The sequence below is a fragment of the Actibacterium sp. EMB200-NS6 genome (assembly GCF_001305615.1).
Lineage (GTDB): Bacteria > Pseudomonadota > Alphaproteobacteria > Rhodobacterales > Rhodobacteraceae > Actibacterium_A > Actibacterium_A naphthalenivorans.
In genome coordinates this window covers 2,783,290-2,808,488 of sequence record NZ_CP010869.1, presented here as the reverse complement: position 1 = coordinate 2,808,488, position 25,199 = coordinate 2,783,290, and the positions used below count along the sequence as shown (strand labels likewise).

Below are 25,199 nucleotides of genomic sequence, written 5' to 3'. Positions count from 1 at the left end.
ACTTCCTGTATGGGTTTCATGGGGGCTGCGATGGGCGCGGAGTGGGAATTCTGGATCGACCGGGGCGGCACCTTCACCGATGTGGTGGCGCGCCACCCGGACGGCCGGCTGAGCACCCACAAGCTGCTTTCGGAAAACCCCGAACGCTACCGCGATGCGGCGGTTCACGGCATCCGCACGGCGATGGGCCTTGCCCTTGGCGATGCGATCCCCGAAGGCGCGATCGGCGCGGTCAAGATGGGCACCACCGTCGCCACCAACGCGCTGCTGGAGCGCAAGGGCGAGCGGGTGCTGCTGCTGATCACCGAGGGCTTCGCAGATCTGCTGCGCATCGGCTATCAGACCCGGCCGCGCCTGTTCGACCTGGAGATCCGCAGACCGGACCAACTGTATGAAACGGTTGCCGAATTGTCCGAAAGGTTGGATGCCGAAGGCCGCGTGTTGCGCCCGCTGGACGAAGGCGCCGCCCGTGCCGCGCTGCAGGCCGCCTTTGACACGGGTATCCGGGCAGTGGCCGTCGCCTGCCTTCACGCTTATCTGAACCCCGTTCACGAAGCGCGCGTGGCAGAGATTGCCGCCGAAGTCGGGTTTACCCAGATCTCCGCCAGCCACCGTACGTCGCGCCTGATCAAGCTGGTGGGGCGGGGGGATACCACCGTGGTCGACGCCTATCTTTCGCCGATCCTGCGCCGCTATGTCGATCAGGTCGCAGGGGCGCTGGACATGGGGCGGGCCTGCGAACGGCTGCTGTTCATGCAATCCGGCGGCGGGCTGACGGACGCGGCGCTGTTCCAGGGCAAGGACGCCATCCTTTCCGGCCCCGCCGGCGGGATCGTCGGCATGGTCAAGACCGCCGGGATGGCGGGGTTCGACCGGCTGATCGGCTTCGACATGGGCGGCACCTCTACCGATGTCAGCCACTACGCGGGCGAGTATGAGCGCAGCTTCGAGACGGAGGTGGCCGGCGTTCGGATGCGCGCGCCGATGATGGATATTCACACGGTCGCGGCCGGGGGGGGGTCGGTCTGCAGCTTCCGCGACGGGCGCTTTCAGGTCGGGCCGGAAAGCGCGGGCGCCGATCCCGGACCCGCCTGCTATCGCCGGGGCGGGCCGCTGACGGTGACCGATTGCAACGTGATGCTGGGCAAGCTGACACCGGCGCATTTCCCGGCGGTTTTCGGACCGGAGGGCGACCAGCCGCTGGATGTTGCAGTGGTGCGCGAGAAATTCACGGCGCTGGCCGCGCGGATCGCCGCGCAAACCGGCGCCGCGCCGCAAACGCCCGAGGCGGTGGCCCAAGGGTTTCTGCGCATCGCGGTCGACAATATGGCCAACGCGATCAAGAAGATCAGCGTGCAGCGCGGCCATGACGTGACCGGCTATACGCTGCAATGTTTCGGCGGCGCGGGCGGGCAGCATGCCTGCCTCGTGGCCGACGCGCTGGGGATGAAACGGGTGTTCCTGCATCCCTTCGCGGGGGTATTGTCGGCCTATGGCATGGGCCTGGCCGAGATCCGCACGATGCAGGAGCGGCAGGTGGACGCCGCGCTGTCCGATGCCGAAGCCGCCGCCGAGGCGCTGCAGGCGCTGCGGCACGCGACGATCGCCGAGGTCGCAACGCAGGGTGTGCCTGCCGCCGCCATCCGCACCGAGGCGCGCGCGCATCTGCGCTATGAAGGCTCTCACCAGACGCTGGAGGTGCCGTTTGGCCCCCCGGCGGACATGCAGGCCGCGTTCGAGGCGGTGCATCAGAAACGTTTCGGCTTCACCTCTCCTGAACGTGCACTGTTCTTCGATATGGTCAGCGTCGAGGCAATCGGCGAAACCGGAGAGGCTCCGGCCGGCAGTGCCCCCGGCGGCGGGGCCGAGGCGATCGACCGGATCGCGGTATGTTTTGACGGCACGTTCCGCGATGTACCGCTGTTTGATCGCGCGCGGATCGGCGCGGAGGCGCGCATCACCGGCCCGGCCATCATCACCGAGGCGACCGGCACCAATATCGTGGAACCCGGCTGGGCGGCGCGGGTGGATGGATTGGGCAATCTGATCCTGGAGCGGGTGGCGCAAAAGGCCCGCCCGCACGCGGCGGGCACGGGGGCAGACCCTGTGTTGCTGGAGGTGTTCAACAACCTGTTCATGTCTGTGGCCGATCAGATGGGCGCGACCCTGGCCAACACGTCATGGTCGGTCAACATCAAGGAAAGGCTGGATTTTTCCTGCGCGATCTTCGATGCGGCGGGCGATCTGGTGGCCAATGCGCCGCATGTGCCGGTGCACCTCGGCTCCATGTCCGACAGCATCAAGACGGTGATGCGCCAGAATGCGGGGGCGATCCGGCCCGGTGATGCTTTCATGCTGAATTCGCCCTATAACGGCGGCACGCATCTGCCCGATGTCACGGTGGTGACGCCCGTGTTCATCGGCGAGGATATCCGGTTCTGGCTGGGCTCGCGCGGGCATCATGCCGATATCGGCGGGCGCACCCCCGGATCGGCCCCGCCCGACAGCTCGCATATCGAGCAGGAGGGCGTGCTGATCGACAATTTCCGGCTGGTCGATCAGGAAAGCTTTCGGGAAGAGGCCGTGGCGGCGCTGCTGGGCGGGGGGCCCTATCCGTGCCGCAACATTCCGCAGAACATGGCCGACCTGAAGGCGCAGGTGGCGGCCAATGAAACTGGGCGGCGGGAACTGCTGAAAGTGGTGGCGGGCTATGGCGGCGATGTGGTGTCGGCCTACATGAACCACGTTCAGGACAATGCGGAGGAAAGCGTGCGCCGCGTCATCGACCGGCTGCGCGACGGGCGTTTCAGCTATCCGATGGACAATGGCGCGCTGATCGAGGTGGCGGTGCGGGTGGATCGCGCGGCGCGGGCGGCGGTGATTGATTTCACAGGCACCAGCCCGCAGCAGCCGGGCAATTACAACGCGCCCTATGCGATTTGCCGGGCGGTGGTGCTTTACGTGTTCCGCACGCTGGTGGGGGCCGATATTCCGCTGAACGAGGGCTGCCTGAAACCGTTGCGGATCATCGCGCCGGAAGGCTCGATGCTGAACCCGGCCTGGCCGGCGGCGGTGATCGCGGGCAATACCGAGGTCAGCCAGGCGGCGTGCAACGCGCTTTACGGGGCGCTGGGGGTGATCGCGGGCAGCCAGGGCACGATGAACAATTTCATCTGGGGCAATGACGATTTCCAGAACTACGAGACCATCGCCGGCGGCACCGGCGCCGGGCCGGGGTTCAATGGCTGCGACGCTGTGCAAAGCCACATGACCAACACCCGGATGACCGATCCCGAAGTGCTGGAAAAGCGGTTCCCGGTGCGGCTGGAGGCGTTCGGCATCCGCCGGGGCTCTGGCGGGGCGGGGCGCTGGCACGGGGGCGACGGCGCGGTGCGGCGGCTGCGGTTTCTGGTGCCGGTGACGGTGACGACGCTGTGTTCACACCGCAAGGTGCCGCCCTTCGGCGTCGATGGCGGCCTGCCGGGCGCGGTGGGGCGCAATGCCGCCGAGTTGCCGGACGGACGCCGGGTGGTGCTGGGCGGCAATGACGAAATCGAGCTGCCCGCGGGTGGCCTGTTCGAAATGCTGACACCCGGCGGCGGCGGGTGGGGGCGGGCCGGATAGCCCGCCCTTGGGCGCTCAGTCGATCGACGGGTCCAGCAGCGGCGTGCCGTCTTCGGGCAGCAGCAGCGACAGGATGATCGCCGACAGGCCCGACAGGGTGATCGGTGTTGCCACGACCTGTTTCAGGAAGGTCGGCAGGTGCTGTGTGGCCTCCGGCACCAGCGTGACGCCGAGGCCGAGGCCGAAGGAAACCGCCATGATATAGACCTTGCGGCGGTCCATCTCCTGTGTGGCGAGGATGCGGATGCCGGCCACGGCGATGGTGCCGAACAGAACCAGCGTCGCGCCGCCCAGAACCGGCTTGGGGATCAGCAGGAAGGCCGACCCGATGATCGGAAAGAAGCCCATGAGCACCAGGATGCCGGCGATATAGATCCCGATGTGGCGGCTGGCCACGCCGGTCATCTGGATCACGCCGTTGTTCTGCGAAAAGGTGGTGTTGGGGAAGGTGTTGAAGATCGCGGCGATGCCGGAATTGACGCCATCCGCCAGGATGCCGCCCTTGATGCGTTTCATGTAGAGCGGCCCCTCGACCGGCTGGCCCGAGATGACGGAATTCGCCGTCAGGTCGCCGCTGGTTTCGATCGCCGTCACCAGATAGATGAAGGCGATCGGCACAAACAGGGTCAGATCAAAGGCGAAGCCGAATTTGAACGGCACCGGCAGGGCGAACATCGGCGCGTTGCCAAAAGCCGAGAAATCGACCTTGCCGAGTGCGGCGGCAACCACGAAGCCGACGAGCAGGCCAAGCATGATCGCCGAAATCCGGACAAGGGGGCCGCCATAGAAGGTCAGGGTCAGGATCGCGATCACGACGATCGAGCCCATGATCAGGTTGACCGGCGCGCCCAGGGTTTCGCCCGCCGTGGCACCGCCGGCGAAATCGGTGAAGCCGACCTTGATCAGGCTCAGCCCGATCACCGTGATCACGACGCCGGTGACGGTCGGGGTGATGACCTTGCCGAGCTTGTCGATGAACTGGCTGAGCATGATCTCGACCAGACAGCCGACAAGGCACAGGCCGAACAGCATCGCCAGAATATCCTCCGGCGTGCCGCCCTGGCCCTTTACCGCGAATCCGGCCGCCAGCAGGGCACCCAGAAAGGCAAAGCTGGTGCCCTGCAGGCTGAGCAGGCCCGAGCCGACGGGGCCGATCGTCTTGCACTGGATGAAGGTCGCGACGCCCGACACGAACATCGACATGGCGATCAGATAGGGGATATGGGCCCCGAGCCCGAGCACCCCGCCGATGATCAGGGTCGGCGTGACGATGCCGACGATCGACGCAAGGATATGCTGGATCGCGGCCAGCAGGCTGGGGCCCGGTGGCGGGGTATCATCCAGCTTGTATATCAGGGAACTGGCCGACGCGGGTTTGCTGGTCATTGGCGGAACTCCGTTCTGATCGTTTCGTGAACTCGGGTCTTGGCGTCAGGCCGGTGCCGCAATGGCTGTGTGCTGTCCCTCGTGCGGCCTGCGTGCCGTGATACGAACAGAGTGAACGGGATGAGCGTCGGCGCACCAAACCCTGTGGCGATCCGGCGGGGCGGAGGGGGGCGCAGTGGTGCGGTGGCGACACAATTTGGTCATGGTTTCGCACGCGCGCCTAATATTTGGGCGAATTTCCGGGTGGGGCCGGCGGAGCGCCCCGGCGGGTCACGGCGCGTCTGCGCCTGCCGGAGCGACGCGATAGGGCGTGTCGAACCAGTATTCTTCGAGGTTCTCGGTGTTTCCGATGCGGTCGACCACGGCGAAAAGGCCGGGCGCGTGCAGCGGTGTCAGCACGCCGTGCCAGGTGCCGCGGTGAAAGTTGATGGCCTGCCCCGGCGCGGTCAGAAAGGCCAGCGGGCGGCCGGGCCTGCCGCTTTCGTCCGGCGCGACGATCACCACGAAGGGATGCGCGCTCATCGGGATGAAGGCCTGGCTTCCGTCGGGGTGACGCTCGACCATGTCGAGCGTCAGGGGCAACTGGCGGGGCTCTGCCCGGAACAGGCTCAGCCCGGCGCGGCCCTGCGGGCCGAAATCCATCCGCGCGCGGTCGTGGTAGCGGCCGCAAAGACCTTGGTTGATGATCTTGTCGGGCGCGCCTTCGCACTCCAGCACATCGCCGAAGGGGGCAAAGGCCGCGGCCGTCAGCGGTTGAAGGAGGATCAGCACGCCGGCCATCAGCGAAGCTGAAGCCTCGGGTGCCGGTTCACATCCTTGTAGAGCAGATAGCGGAACGGCCGCTGCCCGGCCGCATAGCACGCCTGCGGGCAGAAGGCGCGCAGCCACAGGAAATCGCCCTCGGCCACCTCGACCCAATCCTGATTGAGCAGATAGACGCCGCGCCCCTGCAACACGTAAAGCCCGTGTTCCATCACATGGGTTTCGGCAAAGGGGATCGTGCCACCCGGCAGGAAGGTGACGATGTTGACATGCATGTCGTAGCGCAAATCGTCAGGGTCCACGAAGCGGCTGGTGGACCAGAAACCGACCGTGTCCGGCATGCCCAGCGGCTCGACCGCGTCGTCGCTGGTGACGAAAGACGGCGGCGGTTCGATCCCGTCCACGGCCTCGTATTGCTTGCGGATCCAGACGAATGTGGTGGGCGTGTCGCTGTCATTGGCCACGCTCCAGCGGGTGTGGGGCCCGATGAAGGCATAGCCGCCCGGCTCCATCTCGTTGCCGACGCCGTCGATCACGAGCCGCAGGTGGCCGGCCAGCACGAAGATTACCGCCTCGGCGCCGGTTTCGGGTTCGGGATGATCCGATCCGCCGCCGGGCGACACCTCGACGATATACTGGGCGAAGGTCTCGGCGAAGCCGCTGAGGGGGCGGGCCAGCACCCAGGCGCGGGTGCGGGTCCAGCCAGGAAAGAGGCTGGTCACGATGTCGGACATCACCCCGCGCGGGATCACGGCATAGGCATTGGTGAAATGCGCATGTTCACGGGCGCGCTGGTTCTGGTCCGGCAGGCCGCCGGTGGGCGCGTAATAGGTGCGGGGGGCGGGCTCGGGACGGTTCATTTCAGCAGATCTTTCAGGCGGTGCAGGGCGATCCGCTCGACCTGCCGGCAGGCTGTGTTGAACTCTGAATCGTAGTCATTGTCCAGCCGGGCGCGAAAGGCGGCCAGAATGGCGGCCTTGTCGTTGTCGCGGGCGGCGATGATGAAGGGAAAGCCGAATTTCGCGGTGTAGGCATCGTTCAGCCGGGTGAATTCGGCCCGTTCGGCCTCTGTCAGGGCGTCGAGCCCGGCGGCGGCCTGCTCGGCCGTGCTTTCGGCGGTCAGGCGTTTGGCGGTGGCCAGTTTGCCGGCAAGATCGGGATGGGCGGCGAGCACGCCCAGCCGCTCATCAGCCGTGGCGGAACGGAAGGCGCGGCAGAGCGCGGAATGAACGCCGATGGCGCAGTCATGGGCGGGGCCGAGTTCCAGATTGAAGGCGCGGTCGGCGACCCAGGGGGAATGTTCGAAGATGCCGCCAAAGGCCTGGACGAAGGCCTCTCGCGTCATCTCCGACGGGCGGTCGAAGGGCACTGGCGGGAAGTTTTCGGCCCAGTGCTCGGCGATGTCGATGCGCCGGGCGAACCAGACGCCGGCATGGCGTTTGGCATATTCGATGAAGCGGCGCAGCGCCTCGATCCGGCCGGGGCGGCCGATCAGCCGGCAATGCAGCCCGATCGACAGCATCCTGGCCCGGTCATGGCTGCCCTCGGCATACAGCGCGTCGAAACTGTCTTTCAGGTAGGTGTAGAACTGATCGCCCGAGTTGAACCCCTGCGGCGTGGCGAAGCGCATGTCGTTGGCATCGAGCGTATAGGGCACCAGAAGCTGGTCACGCCCCTTGTGGCGGCGCCAATAGGGCAGATCATCGGAATAGATGTCGGCGATATAATCGAACCCGCCTTCCTCGCTGGCCAGATCGACGGTGTTGACCGAACAGCGGCCGGTGTACCAGCCGCGCGGGCGTTCGCCGGTGACTTCGGTGTGCAGGCGGATCGCCTCGGCCATGTCGGCGCGTTCGTCTTCGGGGGCGGCGTCTTTGTATTCGATCCATTTCAGGCCGTGGCTGGCGATCTCCCACCCGGCGTCCTGCATCGCCGCAACCTGGGCGGGCGCGCGGGCCAGCGCCGTGGCGACGCCGTAAACGGTGACCGGAACATCCTCGCCGGTGAACAGCCTGTGCAGGCGCCAGAACCCGGCGCGGGCGCCGTATTCATAGATCGATTCCATGTTCCAGTGGCGCTGCCCCGGCCAGGGCGCGGCGCCGACGATTTCCGACAGGAATGCCTCTGACGCGGCATCGCCGTGCAGGATGCAGTTTTCGCCGCCCTCTTCATAGTTGATGACGAATTGCACGGCGATGCGGGCGCCGCCGGGCCATTTCGGATCGGGCGGGGTGGCGCCGTATCCCAGCATGTCGCGTTGGTACCGGGGGGCGGTGTCTGTCATGGGCGAGTTCCTGTGCTGCTGGCGCGAATCTGGCCCTATTGGCGCAGCAACGCAAGAGGGGCCAGGCCGGGCGCATTTGGCATTGCCAGCGGCGGCCAATTCGCCCAGCCTGAGCGCGGGCAACCGGGGAAGCGGCAATGAGCAACGGCTATCTGACGACGCATGTTCTGGACACGGCGCGCGGGGTTCCGGCGCCGGGGATCGCGATCGCGCTTTACCGTGTGTCGGGCGACGGCCGCGACAGGATTGCCGAGGCGGTGACCAATGCCGATGGCCGCACCGATGCGCCGATCCTGCCGCCGGGTGATTTCGCGCCCGGCATCTATGAACTGGTCTTTTCCGCCGGCGATTACCTGCGCGCCACCGGGCAGGCGGGCGATGCGCCGCTGTTTCTGGATGCGGTGCCGATCCGATTTGGCATCAGCGATGCCGGGGCGCATTACCATGTGCCGCTGCTTCTGTCGCCCTTCGGCTATTCCACCTATCGCGGAAGCTGAGCGCGCCGCGCATGCGTGAACTGCCGGAAAAACGCACAGATCCGCCCGGTTTTCACGGTTTTCACGCCGTCCGGGCCAGCGGATATTAACAAGCCCGCCATGCGCGGGTTAGCGTGGCGGAAAAGGAACGAAAGGGAACGGGCATGCTGGAACTGGCGCTGGTCGAGGAATGGGCGCAATTCGCCGTGCGCTGGCTGCATGTGATCACCGGGATCGCGTGGATCGGCTCGTCCTTCTATTTCATCGCGCTCGATCTGGGGCTGCACCGTGACCGCAACCTTGCCAGCGGCGCCGATGGCGAAGAGTGGCAGGTGCATGGCGGCGGCTTTTATCACATCCAGAAATACCTGGTCGCGCCCGACAGCCTGCCCGAGCATCTGGTCTGGTTCAAATGGGAAAGCTATGCCACCTGGCTGTCGGGGTTCGCGATGCTGGTGCTGGTCTATTATCTGGGCGCGGATCTGTTTCTCGTCGATCCCGAGGTGCTGGATCTTCCGGTCTGGGGCGCGATCCTGATCTCGCTCGGCTCGCTCGGGTTCGGCTGGCTGGCCTATGACATGATCTGCAAGTCGCGCTTTGGCGACGATAACACCCGGCTGATGCTGTTTCTTTATGTCGTGCTGGTGGTGATGGCCTGGGGCTATAGCCAGGTGTTCAGCGGGCGGGCGGCGTTGCTGCATCTGGGCGCGTTCACCGCCACGATCATGTCCGCCAACGTGTTTTTCACCATCATCCCCAACCAGAAGGTGGTGGTGGCCGATCTGAAGGCGGGCCGGGTGCCCGATCCGAAATACGGCAAGATCGCCAAGCAGAGATCGACGCATAACAATTATCTGACGTTGCCGGTGCTGTTCCTGATGCTCAGCAACCATTACCCGCTGGCCTTCGCCACGGAATACAACTGGCTGATCGCCAGTCTGGTGTTCCTGATGGGCGTGACGATCCGGCATTATTTCAACACGGTCCACGCCCGCAAGGGCAACCCGCTGTGGACATGGGCGGCCACGCTGGTGCTGTTCCTCGCGATCATGGCGCTGTCGATGGTGCCGCTGTATTCCGGTGACGCGCAGGAAGAAACCGCGCTGACCCCCGCCGAGCAGAGGTTTGCCGCGGCGGAGGGGTTCGAGGATGTGTATTACACCGTGCTCGGGCGGTGTTCGATGTGCCACGCGCAAGAGCCGGGCTGGGAAGGGATGCGCCACGCGCCGAAGGGCGTGGTGCTGGAGACCGAGGCCGAGGTTGCGCGCCATGCCAGGCAGATCTTCCTGCAGGCCGGGGCAAGCCATGCGATGCCGCCGGCGAACGTATCCTACATGGAAGATCAGGAGCGGCGGGCGATTGTCGCCTGGTACCGGGCTGCGGTCGAGGGGTAGCGCCGGGCGCTGCGTCAGGGTTTCAGCAACAGCCGCGCCTGGCCCAGGCCGTGCAGGCGCATCGCCGCGCCATCTGCCTCGGCCGGGGGCAGGCCCTGTGCCGCGATCGCCGCCGCGTAATGCTGCGCGATGTCGCCGGTTCCGATCACCGCCACCTGCTGGCCCAGCCAGTAGGGCCGCGCGGCGGCCAGCTCCGCGCCCAGAAAGCCACCCCAGAGCCGGGCCCGCGCGGTGCCTTCGGGCGGCCCGCGCAACTGCGCTTCGGCCCGGAGCGAGGCGAGCCGTTCGGCCAGCCGCTCGGGTTTGGCCATCATGTCGGACAGGGCATCCGAAAACGCCGCCGCATCCCAGCCGCCGTCAAGACCCAGCAGCCGGGCGGTGGTTCGGGCCAGCGGGACGGTGAGGAAGCTGACGAAGCTTACCACCTCTTCGGCGGAGATATGGGCCCAGACGGTGGTTTCGCCGGGCAGGCAGAGAACGCCGTCGAACTTCGGGTTCAGGGCCAGAAACCCGGCGATCGCGGTTTCGGGCCCCTGCATCACATGGGCCGGGCTCTCCTGCGCGAGGCCGGGGATGGCGGCAAGTTGCACGCCGTGAACCGGGCGTTGCACAAGCGTGTCGTCAAGCGGCCTGCACGGCACCTTGCGCAGCCCGGCCTGGCCAAGGCCACAGGCCACCACCGGCGGCAGCGCGCCGGTCAGCTCTGCCACGCTGCGGCGCAGGGCCTCCGGCGCGGCCCGGCCGGTTGCCAGAACCGTGCCGCCCGCGCCCATCGCCATCAGGCGCAGGTCGGCGCCCTCGGCGATGGCCGCGACCCAGTCTGTTGCAGTTTCCGCCATGGTACCCTCCGTGCGTCGCGCCTTGGGATAGCGTATCGGCGCGGCGCGGGAAACCGGGGTCACTCCTGCGTCGCGCAATCGGCGATGGTGCGGGCAAGGCCGGTCATGAGATCGGCATAGAGCCCGGGGCCGGGCTGCAATGACGAGCCCGACGGATCGAGCGCCCCGCCCAGCCGCACGCCGCTGCCTTCGATCACGGCGCCGATATAGGCCGGGTCATGCTGCACCTCGGGGAAGATGCAGACCGCACCATCATCGCCCAGTTCCTGCCGGATCGCGCGCAGCCGCGCCGCGCCGGGGCTGGCGGCGTCGCCGACCGTCACCGCGCCGGCGATGGTCACGTCAAAGGCTTCGGCGAAATAGGTATAGGCATCGTGGAACACCACGATCGGCCGGCCGGAAACCGGGGCGAGCGTTTGGCGCACCTCTGCCTCTGTCCGGTCGATCCCCGCCAGCGCCGCGGCCGCGTTCGCGGCATAGGTGGCGGCGTTTTCCGGGTCGGCCTGGGCCAGCGCATCGGCCATGTAAGTGGCCCAGAGCCGGGCATTGTGCGGATCAAGCCAGGCGTGCGGGTCCAGCCCGTCATGGTCATGGTCATGGTCATGCTCTTCCTTTGCCATGTGATCGCCGCCGCCGTCGCCGGCGTGGTCTTCCTCCGCCGCGTGCTCTACCTCATGTGCGTGTTCTTCGCCGAAGTGATGCAGGGTCAGGCCGGTGAGTTCGATCAGCTCCACCGCCTTCCCCTTGGGGCCGATCCCGTCGAGGGCACGCTCCAGCCAGGGGGTCAGTTCGGGCCCGACCCAGAACACCAGATCGGCGTCCGACAGCGCGCGGGCCTGCGACGGTTTGAGCTGAAAATGGTGCGGGTCGCTGCCCTTGTCCAGCAGCAGCACCGGCGTCCCGAGATCGCCCATGACCTGTGCGGCCAGCGAATGCACGGGCGGGATATCCGTTACCACGGCGGGCGCGTCGGCCAGCGCGGGGGTGGACAAAAGCATTGTAACGAGGGAAATGGGCAAGCGCATCGTGAAACCTGTTGGTTGTTGCATCCGGGTGGATACTATTGTTATGTTATATCGTAACAAGTCAAGAGCGGAACCATGACCGAAGCCGAAACACCGCTTGCCTTTGCCGAGCATGATCACAGTTGCTGCAGCACCGACGTGCTGGCGCGTGCCGAGGATATGGTCCGGGCGCAGGGGCTGCGCCTGACCCCGGTGCGCCGCCGGGCGCTGGAGATCCTGCTGGAAAGCCACCAGGCCATGGGTGCCTATGACGTGCTGGCGCGGCTGGCCGAAGACGGATTCGGCACGCAGCCCCCCGTGGCCTATCGCGCGCTGGAGTTTCTGGTCGAACACGGGCTGGCCCATCGCATCCGCCGCCTGAACGCCTTTGCCGCCTGCATGCACCCGGGCGAGGCGCACAGCCCGGCCTTTTTCATCTGCACCGGCTGCAATCAGGTGGCCGAGGCGCCGGGCGGGGGCGTGGCGGCGGCAATGGGCGATGCGGCCAGGGCCGTCGGCTTTCGCATCGAGCGGCTGAACATCGAAGCGGCGGGCCTGTGCCCCGCCTGCCAGGAGGGCGCATGAGCCTGATCACCGCCGAAAACATGAGCGTCCGCTTCGGCGGTGACACCGTTCTGCGCGACGTGGATTTCACCATCGAACCGGGCGAGATCGTTACCGTGGTCGGCCCCAACGGATCGGGGAAGTCGACGCTGCTGCGCGCGCTTCTGGGGGTGCGCCCGCCATCGGCCGGGCATGTGCGGCGGCTGCCCGGTCTGACCATCGGCTATATGCCCCAGCGCCTGACGCTGGATGGCCGGATGCCGCTGACCGTGCGCAGGTTCCTGTCGCTGCCGGTGCGCCGCGCGCCACGGGATGTGGCCGGCGCGCTGGAGCGGGTCGGGGTGCCCGGTGTCGAGGAACAGCAGATGGACGCGCTGTCGGGCGGGCAGTTCCAGCGCGTGCTTCTGGCGCGGGCGCTTCTGGCGCATCCGCAGATCCTGATCATGGACGAACCCACACAGGGGCTGGACCAGCCCGGCACCGCCGCGTTCTATCGCCTGATCGAAGAGGTGCGGCAGGAAACCGGCTGTGCGATCCTGATGGTATCGCATGACCTGCATGTGGTGATGAGCGCGTCCGACCGGGTGATCTGTCTGAACGGCCATGTCTGCTGCCAGGGCACGCCCACCGTTGTGTCGAACGCGCCGGAATACCGGGCGCTGTTCGGGCTTGGCACCGGCGGCGCCTTTGCGCTGTATCAGCACGCGCATGATCACGCGCATGACAATTGCGATCATGATCACGGCGAAGATCACGCGGGGCAGGGCCATGCTGGATGATTTTCTGACGCGGGCCGCGCTGGCCGGGCTTGGCGTGGCGCTGGCCGCAGGGCCGCTGGGATGTTTCGTGGTCTGGCGGCGCATGGCCTATTTCGGCGAGGCGACATCACATGCCGCGATCCTTGGCGTGGCGCTGGCGCTGGCGTTTTCGGTCAATATCTTTGTCGGCACGCTTGTTGTTGCGCTGCTGATGGCGCTGACCGTCAGCGCGCTGGCGGGGCGCGGGCTGGCGATGGATACCACGCTGGGCGTGCTGGCCCATGCGGCGCTGGCCTTCGGGCTGGTGGGGGTGTCGTTCCTGCAGGGGGTGCGGGTCGATCTGACCGCCTATCTGTTCGGCGACATTCTGGCCGTCAGCCGCAGTGATCTCGGGTTCATCTGGGGCGGGGCGCTGGCGGTGCTGGCGCTGCTGGCGTGGCGCTGGTCGGCGCTGCTGACCTCTACGCTGAACGAGGAGCTGGCCCATGCCAGCGGCATCGACACGGGGCGCGAGCGTATGGTGCTGACGCTGGCGCTGGCGCTTGTGGTCGCGGTGGCGATCAAGGTGGTGGGGGCGCTTTTGATCGTGGCGATGCTGATCATCCCCGCGGCCGCCGCGCGCGGCCCGTCGCGCACGCCCGAGGGCATGGCGGTGCTGGCCGTCGTCGTCGGGGCGGTGTCGGCGCTGGGCGGGCTTTGGGCGTCACTCTCCTATGACACGCCGGCGGGGCCCAGCATCGTTGCCGTTTCGGCGCTGATCTTCGCGGGGATGCTGGTGCTTCCCCGCCGAAGCTGAACCATCATTCCGGCTGGCAGATCTCGCCACGCGAAATCGCCAGCGCCGTGCGCCCCAGCAACGCTGCGATCACCACGCAGAGCAGCGCCAGAAGCCCGGCGCCGATGGCCCTGTGCGCCGCCGATCCGGCCTCTTGCGCATAGAGGAAGCTGGCGATCGACAGCGCCGCCAGCGGGAAGGACAGCGCCCAGAACGACAGCGCGAAGGGCAGCCGCAGGATGCGCGGCAGCTGTGTTGCCACCAGCGCCGCGAAGACATAGCCGAGGCTGAGCAGGACATGGGCGAAGGGATCCACGCCGCCCGTCATCCGGACCCAGGCCACGAACGCCACCGAGGGCGGTGCGATCAGGATCACGAGCGTCGGCTGCAGCCGGCCCGGCAGCGGGTCGTGAAAGGTCAGCCGGTTGAACACCAGCGTCAGCAGGATCACCCAGAAGATCATGCCGGCCGAAAAGAACAGCCAGCTCAGCTCGACATAGCCCAGCGGCATTCCTGCGACCGGCACAATCACATTGCCCACCGCCGGGATGAACCACGCGGGCGACAGGTGCCCGTGCTGAAAGCTGCGGGTGCCGATCCAGCCGGAAATCACCGCGAGGGTCAGCACGCCCTGAAGCGCCGCGCCCGCGATCCACAGGGCACGGGCGAGGGCGGGCCAGTCCGCCAGGGTGGCGATCGCGAGCAGCAGGAGCGAGATCGAGACGGTGGGGAAGAACGCCAGCCGCACCGGGTGTTTCCATTCCGCCGCCACATGGCCCGGATAGCGCAGCGTCTTCAGCCCGTAGCCCGTTGCCACCGCGACGAACAGCACGATCGAGAGCCCCCGCGCCACATCCGACATCCCGCTGCCCCAGCCGAACGCACGTTCGGCGCCGTGCAGGGCCAGCGTCAGCCCCAGCATCCCCATCACCATCGCGAAGAAGGTGATGGGGTATTCTTCCAGCCGGTTGTGCGCCGCGCTGCCGGGAATGTCTGAACTGCTCATGAGAGCCTCCTAGAGATCAGAGCTTGTATCACCCTTGCCGCGCATCAGCGATTGCAGGGTATAGACGAGGATCGCGCAGCCGATCGCACCCAGAACGGCAACGCCGAGGAACACGATCACATCGACCGGCCCGCCGATGTCGCTGACATGGGAATGGGTCATGACCATCACGAACCACACGGCCGCGACGGCACCAAAGGGCATCGACAGCTGTGCAAGGAAGAATTTGCGCATCGACAGTGACCGGTCGCGGACAAGCACGTAGATATAGGCCAGCGTGACGATCACGGCGGCGGCGACCATGCCCCAGAACAGCCAGAAGCCGAAGATCTCTTCGAACACCGCGATCAGGGTTTGAAACGTCAGGTCTTTCATATCCTCGCCCTCCTCTCAGGCCTTGCCGCGCAGCATGGCGTTATAGGTGGCCTTCAGCGCCACCTCTTTCATCAGCCAGGAAATCCACAGCTCTTCCAGCGGTGCGATCACGCCGGGGAAAGAGGGGGTCAGGTTGTTGTTGTAGTCGAACTCCACCAGCATCGCCCGGCCGATACGGGTGATCAGGGGGCAGGAGGTGTAGCCGTTATAAAGCTCGTCGCTGTCCTTTCCTTCGATCTGGGCCACAAGCTGTTCCTCGACCACGGGCACCTGCCACTTGACCGAGGCCGCCGTCTTGCCCTTCGGCACCCCGGCGATGTCGCCCACCGCGAACACCTCGGGATAGCGGCGGTGGCGCAGCTTGTACTGGTCCACCTCGACCCAGCCCTGGCCGACCCATCTGTCGGCCCAGGGCAGGGGGGAGTTGATCACCACGTCGGGCGCGCGCATCGGCGGGATCACGTTGGTGAAATCATAGGGCATTTCCACATCGCCCTCGGGCGTGGCGAAGGTGGCGATCTTCTTGCCGGGGTCGATAGCCTTCATCACGTGGTTGTAAACGGTGTTGAAGCCGCGATCCTCATAGAGCATCCGCACCTTTTCATTCACGATCGGAACCGAGAACAGGCTGCCGCCATGCGCCGCATAGTTGATTTCGACCTTGCCGCGTGTGCCCTTTCTGCGGGCGTAATCGTCGGTCAGGAAGGTGTATTTCAACGGCGCACCGGCGCATTTCATTTCCGTCGCCGGGCGGGTGAACAGGCCGATGCCGCCCTCGTCGGTGAACCTGTCCATCAAGGCCCAGGTCTTGGCGGCGTAATCCGGCCCGGCATAGACAGAGCCGATGCCCTCGCGGCCGACCAGATCCAGCGACATGCCCTCGATCTGATCATAATCCAGTGTCAGCCCGGTGGCGACGATCAGATAGTCATAGGCCACTTTCTGACCCGACGCGGTGGTCACGATCTTGGCCTCGGGGTCGATCTCCGCTGCCGGTTCCTCGATCCAGCTTGCGCCTTTCGGAAGCCAGCCGCCCGTCTCCGACACCGAGTAATCGGCGGGTTTCAGCCCGGCGGCGATCAGGGTGAAGCCCGGCTGATAGAGGTGCTGCTTGCGCCCGTCGATCAGGGTGATGCTGGCCCCCTCCAGCCGTTCCACCAACCGGTTCGCCAGCGCGGTGCCGGCGGCGCCCGCGCCCAGGATCACGATCCTTGCCGATGTCCTGACCTTTGCCGCCTGCGCGGGTGCGCCGGCCGCCGCCAGCGCGAGGCCCCCCGCAGCCAGCCCCAGAAAGGCCCTGCGAGAGGCTGGAATTTGCGTGAGATGGGACATGCGACTCCTCCTGAAAAAGTTTAGTCTTTCCTGCACGTTTTTCGGACGGCTGCTTTGACCCAAGTCAAAACCCGCGTGTTGCTCTGCGCCGATGAGGAGGCGGGGAGGGGGCAATCGACATATGAACATCGTTCATATCAGTGAAGCGCCGAGGTTGACGCCCTGATCCGGATTTTTGCCGCTACACTTGGCATGTCTGATCTCGATCAAGTTTTCGGCATGGCAAATGTTATATCCACAATGGACCATTTGCCGCAAACAGCCTCGAAAGGCCGGTTCCCATGCGATTGACGACCCGCACAAATATCGCCATGCGCGCGCTGATGTACTGCGCAGTGAATGCCGGGCGCGTCGTGCGCAAATCCGATATCGCCCAGGCGTGCAACACGTCAGAGAACCATATGGCGCAGGTGATCAATTCGCTCAGCCGGTTCGGGCTGGTCAAGACCACGCGCGGCCGCCACGGCGGGGTGACGCTGGAACAGCCGGCGGATCAGGTTTTCGTCGGCACGGTGTTTCGCAAGCTGGAGGCCGGTGTGCCCTTTGCCGAATGCTTCGCCAATGACACCAACACCTGCCCGCTGATCGATTGCTGCCGTTTGCGGGGCGTGTTGTCGGATGCGCTGACGGCGTTCTACAGCTCGCTCGACAAGGTCAGCCTTGCCGATCTCGTCGCCGAAAACACCCCTTTGGAACAAGCGCTGCTCTTGCGCTGATCCGGGTTCTGGCTTCTCTTCGCGGTACCGGCATTCTAAAACCGGTGACAATGCGAAGGCGGAGGCCGGGGTGACAGCCAGATCTGACGACATGACCGGAACCTGGGCGGGCGGCAATGCCGCCGCTTTTCTGCGTGGCCTGTTCGATGCCGCGGTTGCCGCCGCTGACCCGATGCTCTGCGTGCCTGCCGCCCTGCCACCGCGCCCTGCGGGACGGGTGGTGGTGATCGGGGCGGGCAAGGCCTCGGCCCGGATGGCCGAAGCGGTGGAACGGGCCTGGGGGCCGGTCGAGGGGCTGGTGATCACCCGCTATGGCTACGGGCGGCCCACCCGGAAGATCGAGATCGTCGAAGCCGCCCATCCGGTGCCTGACGCGGCCGGGCGCGACGCGACCGCGCGGATGCTGGGCCTGCTGGGCGGCCTGGGGCCGGAGGAATTCGTGCTGGCGCTGATTTCGGGCGGAGGCTCGGCCCTGCTGGTGCAACCCGCCGGCGCGATCACCTTGGCGGAAAAGCAGGCGGTGAATGCCGCGCTTCTGGCCTCGGGCGCGCCCATTCTGGCGATGAACACGGTGCGCAAGCATCTTTCGCGGGTGAAGGGCGGGCAGCTGGCGGCGGCGGCCTATCCGGCGCGGATGCTGGCGCTGATGATTTCCGATGTGCCGGGTGATGACCCGGCCTTCATCGCGTCGGGGCCCACGGTGGGCGATCACACCACCCCCGCCGATGCGCGCGCCATTCTGGCGCGCTGCGCCATCACCCCGCCGGCCTCTGTCGCGGCGGTGCTGGGCGGGCCGACGGGCGTGCTGCCCCCCGAGGCGCCGGCGTTGTCGAAGGTGGAAAACCGGGTCATCGCCGCCCCGGCCCAGTCGCTGGACGCGGCAAGGGCGACGGCGGAGACAGCGGGCGCGCGGGTGGAGCTTTTGGGCGACGCGATCGAGGGCGAGGCGCGCGAGGTTGCCATGGCGCAGGCCCGGCGCGCGCTGGACATTTCCGCGGCCATGGCAAAGGGCGACCGGCCGGTGCTGCTGCTGTCGGGCGGGGAATGCACCGTCACGCGGCGGGGCGACGGGGTGGGCGGGCCGAATGCCGAATTCTGCCTGTCGCTGGCGCTGGCGCTGAACGGGGCGGCGGGGATCTTCGCCATCGCCTGCGACACCGACGGGGTGGACGGGGCGGCCGATGTCGCCGGGGCGGTGGTCACGCCCGATACGCTGGCCCGCGCCGCAGCGCTGGGGCTGGACCCGCAGGCGGAGCTTGAGCGCAACCACAGCCACGGCTTTTTCGCGGCGCTGGGCGATCAGGTCGCCCCCGGCCCGACCCTGACCAATGTGAACGATTTCCGGGCGATCATGATCCTGCCGCCCGACGGCTGAGCACCGCGCGGCGCAGACCGTTGCATTGAAGCAAAAGCTGCGAATCAGAACCGGCAACGGCGCGGGAAGGGCTTGTAACCCTTCGGATATTCGGCAAGTTGGGCGGAAATCCGCAAAGTCCGAGCCATGACCAACACTCCGCCGACCCTCAGCGTCAAGCTGGCCGATCTGATCAGCCGCATCTATCCCGATCTCAATCAGGACATCCTGACCACCCAGGTTATCGATGCCTTCTGGCCCGAAGGCAGCAGCCGCCGCAAACGCTCGCGGATGCCGGGCAACCGGTTGTGGTCGTCGGGCGACGCCATGGTCATCACCTATGGCAATTCACTGATCGACGGTGTGCACAAGCCGCTGGACCTGTTGAATGATTTCCTGAACCGCTATCTCAAGGGCAGCGTCAATTCGGTGCATATCCTGCCGTTCTTTCCGTTCACTTCGGATGACGGTTTCGCGGTCACCGATTACCGCACGGTCAACAGCCATCTGGGCGACTGGGCCGATATCCGGCGCATCTCGGATGAATTCACGCTGATGTCGGATCTGGTGCTGAACCATGTCTCGAGCCAGGGCACGTGGTTCAACGAATACCGTCAGGGGCATGAACCGTTCGACAAGTTCTTTTTCGAAGCCACCCCCGAGGATGACCTGAGCAGTGTCGTGCGGCCCCGCACCAGCCCGCTGTTGCGCGAGGTCGAGACGGCGAGCGGCACCCGCCACGTGTGGTGTACCTTCAGCCATGACCAGGTCGATGTGGATTTCCGCAACCCCGAGGTGCTGCTGGAATTCCTGCGCATCATGCGGCTGCACATCGACCATGGCGTGCGGATCATCCGGCTGGATGCGGTGGCCTTCATCTGGAAGGAAATCGGCACCCCCTGCATCCACCTGCCGCAGACTCATGCCATCGTGCAGCTCATGCGCATCCTATGCGATTTCGCGGTCGAGCCGCTGATCCTGCTGACCGAGACCAACGTGCCGAATGTGGAAAACCTGTCTTATTTCGGCAACCGCAACGAGGCGCACGCCGTTTACAACTTCTCGCTGCCGCCGCTGTTGCTGCACGCGCTTCTGAGCGGAACGGCGGAGCATCTCAAGCGCTGGCAGGTGTCGATGCCGCCGGCGCAGCTGGGCTGTGCCTATCTGAACTTCACCGCCTCGCATGACGGGATCGGGATGCGCCCGGCCGAGGGTATTCTGGATACCGAACAGACGCTCAAGGTGATCGACACGGTCAAACGCTTTGGCGGCAAGGTGTCGATGCGCGCGCTGGCCGGTGGCGGCGAGTCGCCCTATGAGCTGAACATCACCTTCTTCGACGCGATGAAAGGCACCTTCGAGGGCGAGGATGAATGGCAGGTCGATCGCTTTCTGTGCAGCCAGACCATCGCCATGGCGCTGGAGGGGATACCGGCCTTCTACATCCATTCGCTTCTGGCCACGCCGAACGATTACGAGGGGGTCGCCAAGACCGGCATCAACCGGGCGATCAACCGTCACCGCTGGGATTACCCGACGCTGCGCGCCCAGCTTGACGATCCCGACAGCCTGCACGCGCAGGTTCTCAGCGGCATGCGGCAGCGGATACAGGTGCGTTGCCGCCAACCCGCGTTTCACCCGAACGCCACCCAGTTCACCCTGCATCTGGACGAGCGTATCTTCGGGATCTGGCGCCAGAGCCTGAACCGCGACCAATCGATTTTCGCGCTGCACAACGTCAGCAAGGACGAGCTGACGGTGCCGCCCTTGTCGATCAACCTGATCGGCGGCGAGCAATGGGTGGATCTGCTGAGCGGAGAGAGGATTTCAGCCGCCGGGCCGGATATCCTGATGCGCCCCTATCAGTGCCGCTGGATCACCAACCGGCCCGCGGGTGAGGGCGCGCTTTAAAGGGGTGTTCTCGCCGGGTGCCCCGAGAGGGCGCAGGAAATCTCGGGCTTCCCGGGCTGGCGCATCACCGGGTCGGTTGTCGCGTCATTCTCAAGCAAAGCGGCAGAATTCAGATTGCATCCAAACCGATATCGAACGCGCAAGATAGATTGCGGCCATGGATCGCGCGGTCGGTGCCCTGAGCCGCCACCCGCAGGGAGATCAGACGCGCGTCGTTCAACGCGAGGAAAGCAACATCGTCTGCGATGCCCCGAGATCGACGTGTTCAGGGCGTGGCGCCAACCCGTGAAATGGCCGAGGAGGTCGCCATGATCGGCACCCGGCAGCTGTTCTATGCCCGCCTGCCCGACGTAAAGGGCACCGCCGGTGGCGTCTCGTTCGTGTTCGATGAGGTAATGCTGGCCAGCCCGGCCCATCGCTGGACCGTCAACCACACCATGGCGGTCGATGAACCGCTAGAGCTTTTCCCCCTCCACACCGCCGAAATTGGTGTCGAAATCGCGGAGACGACCAATGTCCACTAAGAAACTCTCCGATCTGGCCAAGACCATCCGTAGCAAGAATGCCGGAACCGACAAGATCACGTTCGATGTGATCTTCCGCGAATTCGATGCGTATGAATTGGTGAAACGCTCCGGGGCGCTAAGCCGCGAAACGGTGGCTGCAGTTCTGCGAATCGATCCACAGCGGATAACCGATTTCGTCGAATACGATCCGGCCTATGCGATCAAGTTCACGATCCTGCGCGATCGCCCCAGCGGAAGCCCGGGCGACGGTGACATTTTCGGCGCCCAGCAATATGCTCCCTTCCTCGATCTCGAAATCGATACGACTGCATGAGGTAAGGCCATGAAAGATACGCTGCCCACTAAAGACGCTCCCGATATGTCGCGCTTCGATTGGGAGGATGCCTTCCGTCTCGAGGACCAACTCATGGAAGATGAGCGCATGCTGCGCGATGCGGCGCGGGTGTTCGCGCAAGATATGCTTCAGCCGCGGGTGATCGAGGCCTACCGCAACGAGATCAGTGCGCCGGAGCTGTTCCTAGAGATGGGCGAGGCGGGTCTTCTGGGCGCTACCGTGCCCGAGGAATATGGCGGGCTTGGCGCCTCTTACGTCACCTATGGTCTCATCGCGCGTGAGATCGAGCGGGTGGATTCGGGCTACCGTTCCATGATGTCGGTGCAGTCGAGCCTGGTTATCTATCCGATCTACGCCTATGGCAGCGAGGAGCAGCGCCGTAGATATCTGCCTGGCCTGTGCTCGGGAAAACTAGTCGGCTGTTTCGGCTTGACCGAGCCTGACGCCGGCTCCGACCCCGGCTCAATGAAGACCCGCGCCGAGAAGACCGGGACCGGTTATCGCCTGACCGGCAGCAAGATGTGGATCTCTAACAGCCCCTTCGCCGATGTCTTCGTGGTCTGGGCGAAATCCGAGGCTCACGGCGGAAAGATCCGAGGTTTCATTCTTGAAAAGGGCATGAAGGGTCTGTCGGCGCCCAAGGTCGGTGGAAAGCTTTCTTTGCGTGTCTCCACCACCGGCGAGATCGTGATGGACGGCGTCGAGGTGAGCGAAGACGCACTCCTGCCCCATGCCGAGGGATTGAAGGGGCCTTTCGGCTGTCTCAATCGCGCTCGCTATGGCATCGCTTGGGGCGTGTTGGGCGCGGCGGAATTCTGCTGGCACGCCTCGCGTCAATATGGGCTGGACCGCAAGCAGTTCGGGAAGCCGCTGGCACAGACCCAGCTTTTCCAGAAGAAACTGGCCGATATGCTGACCGAGATCACACTCGGGCTTCAGGGTGCATTGCAGGTGGGCCGGCTGATGGACAATGCCCGCGCCGCCCCCGAGATGATCAGCCTGATCAAACGCAACAACTGCGGCAAGGCGCTGGACATCGCCCGTATGGCCCGTGACATGCATGGCGGGAACGGCATTTCCGAGGAATTCCAAGTCATCCGCCACATGCTGAACCTCGAGACGGTAAACACCTATGAAGGCACCCATGATGTACACGCCCTGATCCTCGGCCGCGCACAGACCGGGCTGCAGGCATTTTTCTGATGGGGGGGCCACTCGCTGGGCTGAGGGTCGTCGAACTGGCGCGAATCCTCGCCGGCCCATGGATTGGCCAGATTCTGGCTGATCTGGGGGCCGAAGTAATCAAGGTGGAGGCGCCGGAGGGCGACGACACGCGGCGCTGGGGCCCGCCCTTCATCGAGCGCGAGGGCGACCGGTCGGCGGCTTACTTTTACGCGGCCAATCGGGGCAAGAGTTCTATCACCGCCGATTTCCGAACTGAACAAGGCCGCCGTGCGGTGCGAGAACTGGTCGCCGGAGCCGACGTTCTGGTCGAGAACTTTAAACGGGGCGGGCTGGTGAAATACGGCCTCGACTACGACAGCCTCTCGGCGTTGAACCCGCAACTGATTTATTGTTCGATCACGGGATTCGGCCAGACCGGGCCTTATGCCGACCGGCCCGGATACGACTTCCTAATTCAAGGGATGTCGGGGCTGATGTCTGTCACCGGCGAACCGGACGGACAGCCACAGAAGGTGGGTGTCGCCGTGACCGACATTCTGACCGGTCTTTATGGGGCGGTCGGTATTCTTGCCGCAGTCGAGCAACGCCACACCTCCGGGCGGGGCCAGCATATCGACATGTCGCTTCTCGATTGCGCGGTCGCGTCGATGGCGAACCAGGCGATGAACTACCTCGTCACCGGACAGTCGCCTGTCCGGCGGGGGAACAGCCATCCCAATATCGCACCCTACCAGGTTTTCGCCACGGCTGACGGTCACGTCATCGTCGCAGTGGGCAATGACGGCCAATTCAGCCGGTTCTGCCAAGTGTTGGGGCTGGATCAGCTTCCTGGTGACGCCCGGTTTGCCGCCAATGCCGAGCGGGTGCAGAACCGCGATTTGTTGACCGAGTTGCTTTCGGTTGCAATCGCCGGCTGGAGCTCTGCCCGAATTCTGGAGGCGCTCGAACGCACCAATGTCCCCGCCGGGCCAATCAACACGATGGAACAGGTGTTCGCCGACCCCCAAGTTCTTGCGCGAGGTTTGCGGATCACGCCCGATGGCATCCCCGGCGTTCGCGGCCCCTGGAGGTTTTCGGATGCCGAGCTTTCACTCGCCCGATCAGCACCCGTCCGCGGACGCGGTGGGAAGGCATAGGCGATGCTGGAAAGCGAAGTCATGAAGCGCCGGGATCGCGAATCGGCATTGAAATTATTGAATAAATAACTAAACCGGTATGGTCATGACTGTATGATTATGACGGGCCGCCTGCGATCCTGGGGGCTAACACTACTTTGGCAGAATTTTTTTTGGGCGTTCTGCGATGAGCCTTTCACAATGGGGGCAGCGTCCTGGTGGTGGTCTCGCGAAGGCGTCGAGGATGGCTTGCCTGACGGCTGGCATGGTTGGTTGCGGCGGCGGTCCGGGGATTCTTTTTGGGGTGTATCCCCTTGACGCAAGTAAGCCGATTTGCTATATATGATGCATGGAAAAGAGCAAATCAGCATCCCCCGACTTTAGTGTCCGCGATTTCTTCAAGCGCTTCCCCGATGATGAAGCCTGCCTTGAACACATCTTCCGCGTTCGCTTCGGGGATCGTCACGTTTGCCAAGCCTGCGGTGTTGAAAGCACCTTCCACCGCATGAGCAACCGCCGTGCGTGGGCCTGTGCCGCCTGTGGTGATCATGTCTACCCTACGGCTGGCACCATTTTCCAAGATACCCGGACGCCGCTCCAGGTTTGGTTCTATGCGATCTACCTGTTTGTCACGACGCGGCACGGGGTTTCCGGCAAGGAACTGCAACGTCAACTTGGGGTGACCTATAAGACCGCATGGCGGATCGGTCACAAAATCCGTGAGCAGATGGACAAGCACGACCTGAAAGCCATGCTTCAAGGTCATGTCGAGATTGATGAAGCTTACGTGGGCGGCAAGCGCCCCGGCAAACGTGGGCGCGGTGCCGCTGGCAAAACCATTGTCATGGGCTTCAAGGAACGCGGCGGGCGTCTCGTGACCGAGATTATCCCTGACGTGAAACTGAAAACCCTTCGGGCCGAAACACTCAAAACCGTTGAGGCTGGCTCGACCGTATCGACCGATGAACTCTACAGCTACCGCTTACTGAAAGAGCATGGATATTCGCATGTTGCGGTGAAGCATGGAGCGAAAGAGTGGGCCGTGTATGATGCCGACACCGACACGCTGCACCATACAAACCATGTTGAAAGCTTCTGGCGTCACTTCAAACATTCGATCCGTGGCACTCATGTTTCGATCAGCCAGAAGCACATGCGCCGGTATTTGGACGAGTTCACTTTCCGGGCGAACCATCGCTGGGAAGCGAACCTGATGTTTGATCGTCTTGTAGCGGCGTTTTGATCACAGTAGCGGCTGTTTCATCGAACTCCGCCGCGCTGATCTGGCCGACGCCGCGCGCTTCTTCCTGAGCTATAAACTCTTCTAATTTCCCGGTTTTTTGCGCTTTAGATAGAGATAACATGATGGATTTGCTCCAAGATTCTTGACTTGTAATCTATTGTAGCATAAGAATTTCCGCATGACGAATGGGGCGGCCCGAAAGCCGCCCCACCGTCCCTTTAGCGGGATACCCCAC

23 protein-coding genes are annotated in these 25,199 nt (G+C 64.9%); 14 read left to right on the top strand and 9 right to left on the bottom strand.

What is annotated here, in order from left to right; genetic code table 11:
• Positions 1 to 30 precede the first annotated feature (30 nt).
• Entirely contained in the window at positions 31 to 3,624 is a 3,594-nt protein-coding gene (locus tag TQ29_RS13630) for a hydantoinase B/oxoprolinase family protein (protein ID WP_054539607.1), read from the top strand.
• Between the two features lie 15 nt (positions 3,625 to 3,639).
• Here TQ29_RS13630 and TQ29_RS13625 read toward each other — a convergent pair whose 3' ends face one another.
• From TQ29_RS13625 to puuE, 4 genes are all read right to left on the bottom strand, one after another.
• Positions 3,640 to 5,010: a uracil-xanthine permease family protein gene (locus TQ29_RS13625; RefSeq protein ID WP_054539606.1), complete on the bottom strand. Its 1,371-nt coding sequence runs from the start codon at positions 5,008 to 5,010 to the stop codon at positions 3,640 to 3,642.
• A gap of 270 nt (positions 5,011 to 5,280) precedes the next feature.
• Positions 5,281 to 5,778 carry an ureidoglycolate lyase gene (locus tag TQ29_RS13620; RefSeq protein WP_369817423.1) on the bottom strand — a complete coding sequence of 166 codons (498 nt, stop codon included), beginning with the start codon at positions 5,776 to 5,778 and terminating at the stop codon, positions 5,281 to 5,283.
• Between the two features lie 11 nt (positions 5,779 to 5,789).
• On the bottom strand, positions 5,790 to 6,632 hold the full coding sequence (locus tag TQ29_RS13615; protein ID WP_054539604.1) for a bifunctional allantoicase/(S)-ureidoglycine aminohydrolase: 843 nt from the start codon (positions 6,630 to 6,632) through the stop codon (positions 5,790 to 5,792).
• On the bottom strand, positions 6,629 to 8,056 hold the full coding sequence (gene puuE / locus TQ29_RS13610; RefSeq protein WP_054539603.1) for an allantoinase PuuE: 1,428 nt from the start codon (positions 8,054 to 8,056) through the stop codon (positions 6,629 to 6,631). Before puuE ends, TQ29_RS13615 begins: the two co-directional genes overlap by 4 nt.
• 137 nt (positions 8,057 to 8,193) lie before the next feature.
• Here puuE and uraH point away from each other — a divergent pair, with 137 nt between their 5' ends.
• Together uraH and TQ29_RS13600 are read left to right on the top strand one after the other, a co-directional pair.
• Positions 8,194 to 8,553 (top strand): hydroxyisourate hydrolase, encoded by a 360-nt coding sequence (gene uraH, locus TQ29_RS13605; protein ID WP_054539602.1) that lies wholly within the window; start codon positions 8,194 to 8,196, stop codon positions 8,551 to 8,553.
• A 143-nt stretch (positions 8,554 to 8,696) separates the two neighbouring features.
• The gene (locus tag TQ29_RS13600; protein ID WP_054539601.1) at positions 8,697 to 9,926 is read left to right on the top strand and encodes a urate hydroxylase PuuD; all 1,230 of its coding nucleotides are present in this window, start codon (positions 8,697 to 8,699) and stop codon (positions 9,924 to 9,926) included.
• A gap of 14 nt (positions 9,927 to 9,940) precedes the next feature.
• On the opposite strand, the gene TQ29_RS13595 is transcribed toward TQ29_RS13600, so the two are convergent.
• The gene (locus TQ29_RS13595; RefSeq protein WP_054540445.1) at positions 9,941 to 10,765 is read right to left on the bottom strand and encodes a 2-dehydro-3-deoxygalactonokinase; all 825 of its coding nucleotides are present in this window, start codon (positions 10,763 to 10,765) and stop codon (positions 9,941 to 9,943) included.
• Positions 10,766 to 10,824: 59 nt separating this feature from the next.
• Positions 10,825 to 11,790, bottom strand: a complete 966-nt coding sequence (locus TQ29_RS13590; protein ID WP_054539600.1) for a zinc ABC transporter substrate-binding protein — start codon at positions 11,788 to 11,790, stop codon at positions 10,825 to 10,827.
• Between the two features lie 75 nt (positions 11,791 to 11,865).
• On the opposite strand from TQ29_RS13590, the gene TQ29_RS13585 reads away from it, so the two are divergent.
• Genes TQ29_RS13585 through TQ29_RS13575 form a run of 3 tightly spaced genes read left to right on the top strand, consistent with a single transcriptional unit; the run spans position 11,866 to position 13,887 of the window.
• Entirely contained in the window at positions 11,866 to 12,354 is a 489-nt protein-coding gene (locus TQ29_RS13585) for a Fur family transcriptional regulator (protein ID WP_037207398.1), read from the top strand.
• Positions 12,351 to 13,112 carry a metal ABC transporter ATP-binding protein gene (locus TQ29_RS13580; protein WP_054539599.1) on the top strand — a complete coding sequence of 254 codons (762 nt, stop codon included), beginning with the start codon at positions 12,351 to 12,353 and terminating at the stop codon, positions 13,110 to 13,112. The genes TQ29_RS13585 and TQ29_RS13580 overlap by 4 nt, the downstream gene beginning before the upstream one ends.
• Entirely contained in the window at positions 13,102 to 13,887 is a 786-nt protein-coding gene (locus TQ29_RS13575) for a metal ABC transporter permease (RefSeq protein ID WP_054540444.1), read from the top strand. The genes TQ29_RS13580 and TQ29_RS13575 overlap by 11 nt, the downstream gene beginning before the upstream one ends.
• Positions 13,888 to 13,891: 4 nt before the next feature.
• Here the strand turns inward: TQ29_RS13575 and TQ29_RS13570 are convergent, their stop codons facing one another.
• From TQ29_RS13570 to TQ29_RS13560, 3 genes are read right to left on the bottom strand one after another with little or no spacing between them, the layout of a single operon-like run.
• The gene (locus tag TQ29_RS13570) at positions 13,892 to 14,872 is read right to left on the bottom strand and encodes an SLAC1 anion channel family protein (protein ID WP_054539598.1); all 981 of its coding nucleotides are present in this window, start codon (positions 14,870 to 14,872) and stop codon (positions 13,892 to 13,894) included.
• A gap of 9 nt (positions 14,873 to 14,881) precedes the next feature.
• Positions 14,882 to 15,247, bottom strand: coding sequence for a DUF5368 domain-containing protein (locus tag TQ29_RS13565; RefSeq protein ID WP_054539597.1), 366 nt, complete (start codon positions 15,245 to 15,247; stop codon positions 14,882 to 14,884).
• 15 nt (positions 15,248 to 15,262) lie between these two features.
• The gene (locus tag TQ29_RS13560; RefSeq protein WP_054539596.1) at positions 15,263 to 16,579 is read right to left on the bottom strand and encodes an NAD(P)/FAD-dependent oxidoreductase; all 1,317 of its coding nucleotides are present in this window, start codon (positions 16,577 to 16,579) and stop codon (positions 15,263 to 15,265) included.
• 281 nt (positions 16,580 to 16,860) lie between these two features.
• Between TQ29_RS13560 and TQ29_RS13555 the strand changes: the two genes are divergently transcribed.
• The 8 genes from TQ29_RS13555 (at position 16,861) to TQ29_RS13520 (ending at position 24,964) form a co-directional block, all read left to right on the top strand.
• Positions 16,861 to 17,295, top strand: a complete 435-nt coding sequence (locus TQ29_RS13555; protein WP_054539595.1) for an Rrf2 family transcriptional regulator — start codon at positions 16,861 to 16,863, stop codon at positions 17,293 to 17,295.
• A gap of 91 nt (positions 17,296 to 17,386) precedes the next feature.
• A complete protein-coding gene (locus TQ29_RS13550; RefSeq protein WP_054539594.1) occupies positions 17,387 to 18,670 on the top strand; it encodes a glycerate kinase in 1,284 nt (427 codons plus the stop codon).
• A 126-nt stretch (positions 18,671 to 18,796) separates the two neighbouring features.
• Positions 18,797 to 20,560, top strand: a complete 1,764-nt coding sequence (locus TQ29_RS13545) for a sugar phosphorylase (protein WP_054539593.1) — start codon at positions 18,797 to 18,799, stop codon at positions 20,558 to 20,560.
• Positions 20,561 to 20,805: 245 nt separating this feature from the next.
• Positions 20,806 to 21,084, top strand: coding sequence for a hypothetical protein (locus tag TQ29_RS13540; protein ID WP_207642713.1), 279 nt, complete (start codon positions 20,806 to 20,808; stop codon positions 21,082 to 21,084).
• Entirely contained in the window at positions 21,074 to 21,400 is a 327-nt protein-coding gene (locus TQ29_RS13535; RefSeq protein WP_054539591.1) for a DUF4387 domain-containing protein, read from the top strand. The genes TQ29_RS13540 and TQ29_RS13535 overlap by 11 nt, the downstream gene beginning before the upstream one ends.
• A gap of 9 nt (positions 21,401 to 21,409) precedes the next feature.
• Entirely contained in the window at positions 21,410 to 22,624 is a 1,215-nt protein-coding gene (locus TQ29_RS13530; protein ID WP_054539590.1) for an acyl-CoA dehydrogenase, read from the top strand.
• A complete protein-coding gene (locus tag TQ29_RS13525) occupies positions 22,624 to 23,742 on the top strand; it encodes a CaiB/BaiF CoA-transferase family protein (protein ID WP_054539589.1) in 1,119 nt (372 codons plus the stop codon). The genes TQ29_RS13530 and TQ29_RS13525 overlap by 1 nt, the downstream gene beginning before the upstream one ends.
• A 328-nt stretch (positions 23,743 to 24,070) precedes the next feature.
• Positions 24,071 to 24,964 (top strand): IS1595 family transposase, encoded by an 894-nt coding sequence (locus TQ29_RS13520; protein ID WP_054539588.1) that lies wholly within the window; start codon positions 24,071 to 24,073, stop codon positions 24,962 to 24,964.
• Positions 24,965 to 25,199 lie beyond the last annotated feature (235 nt).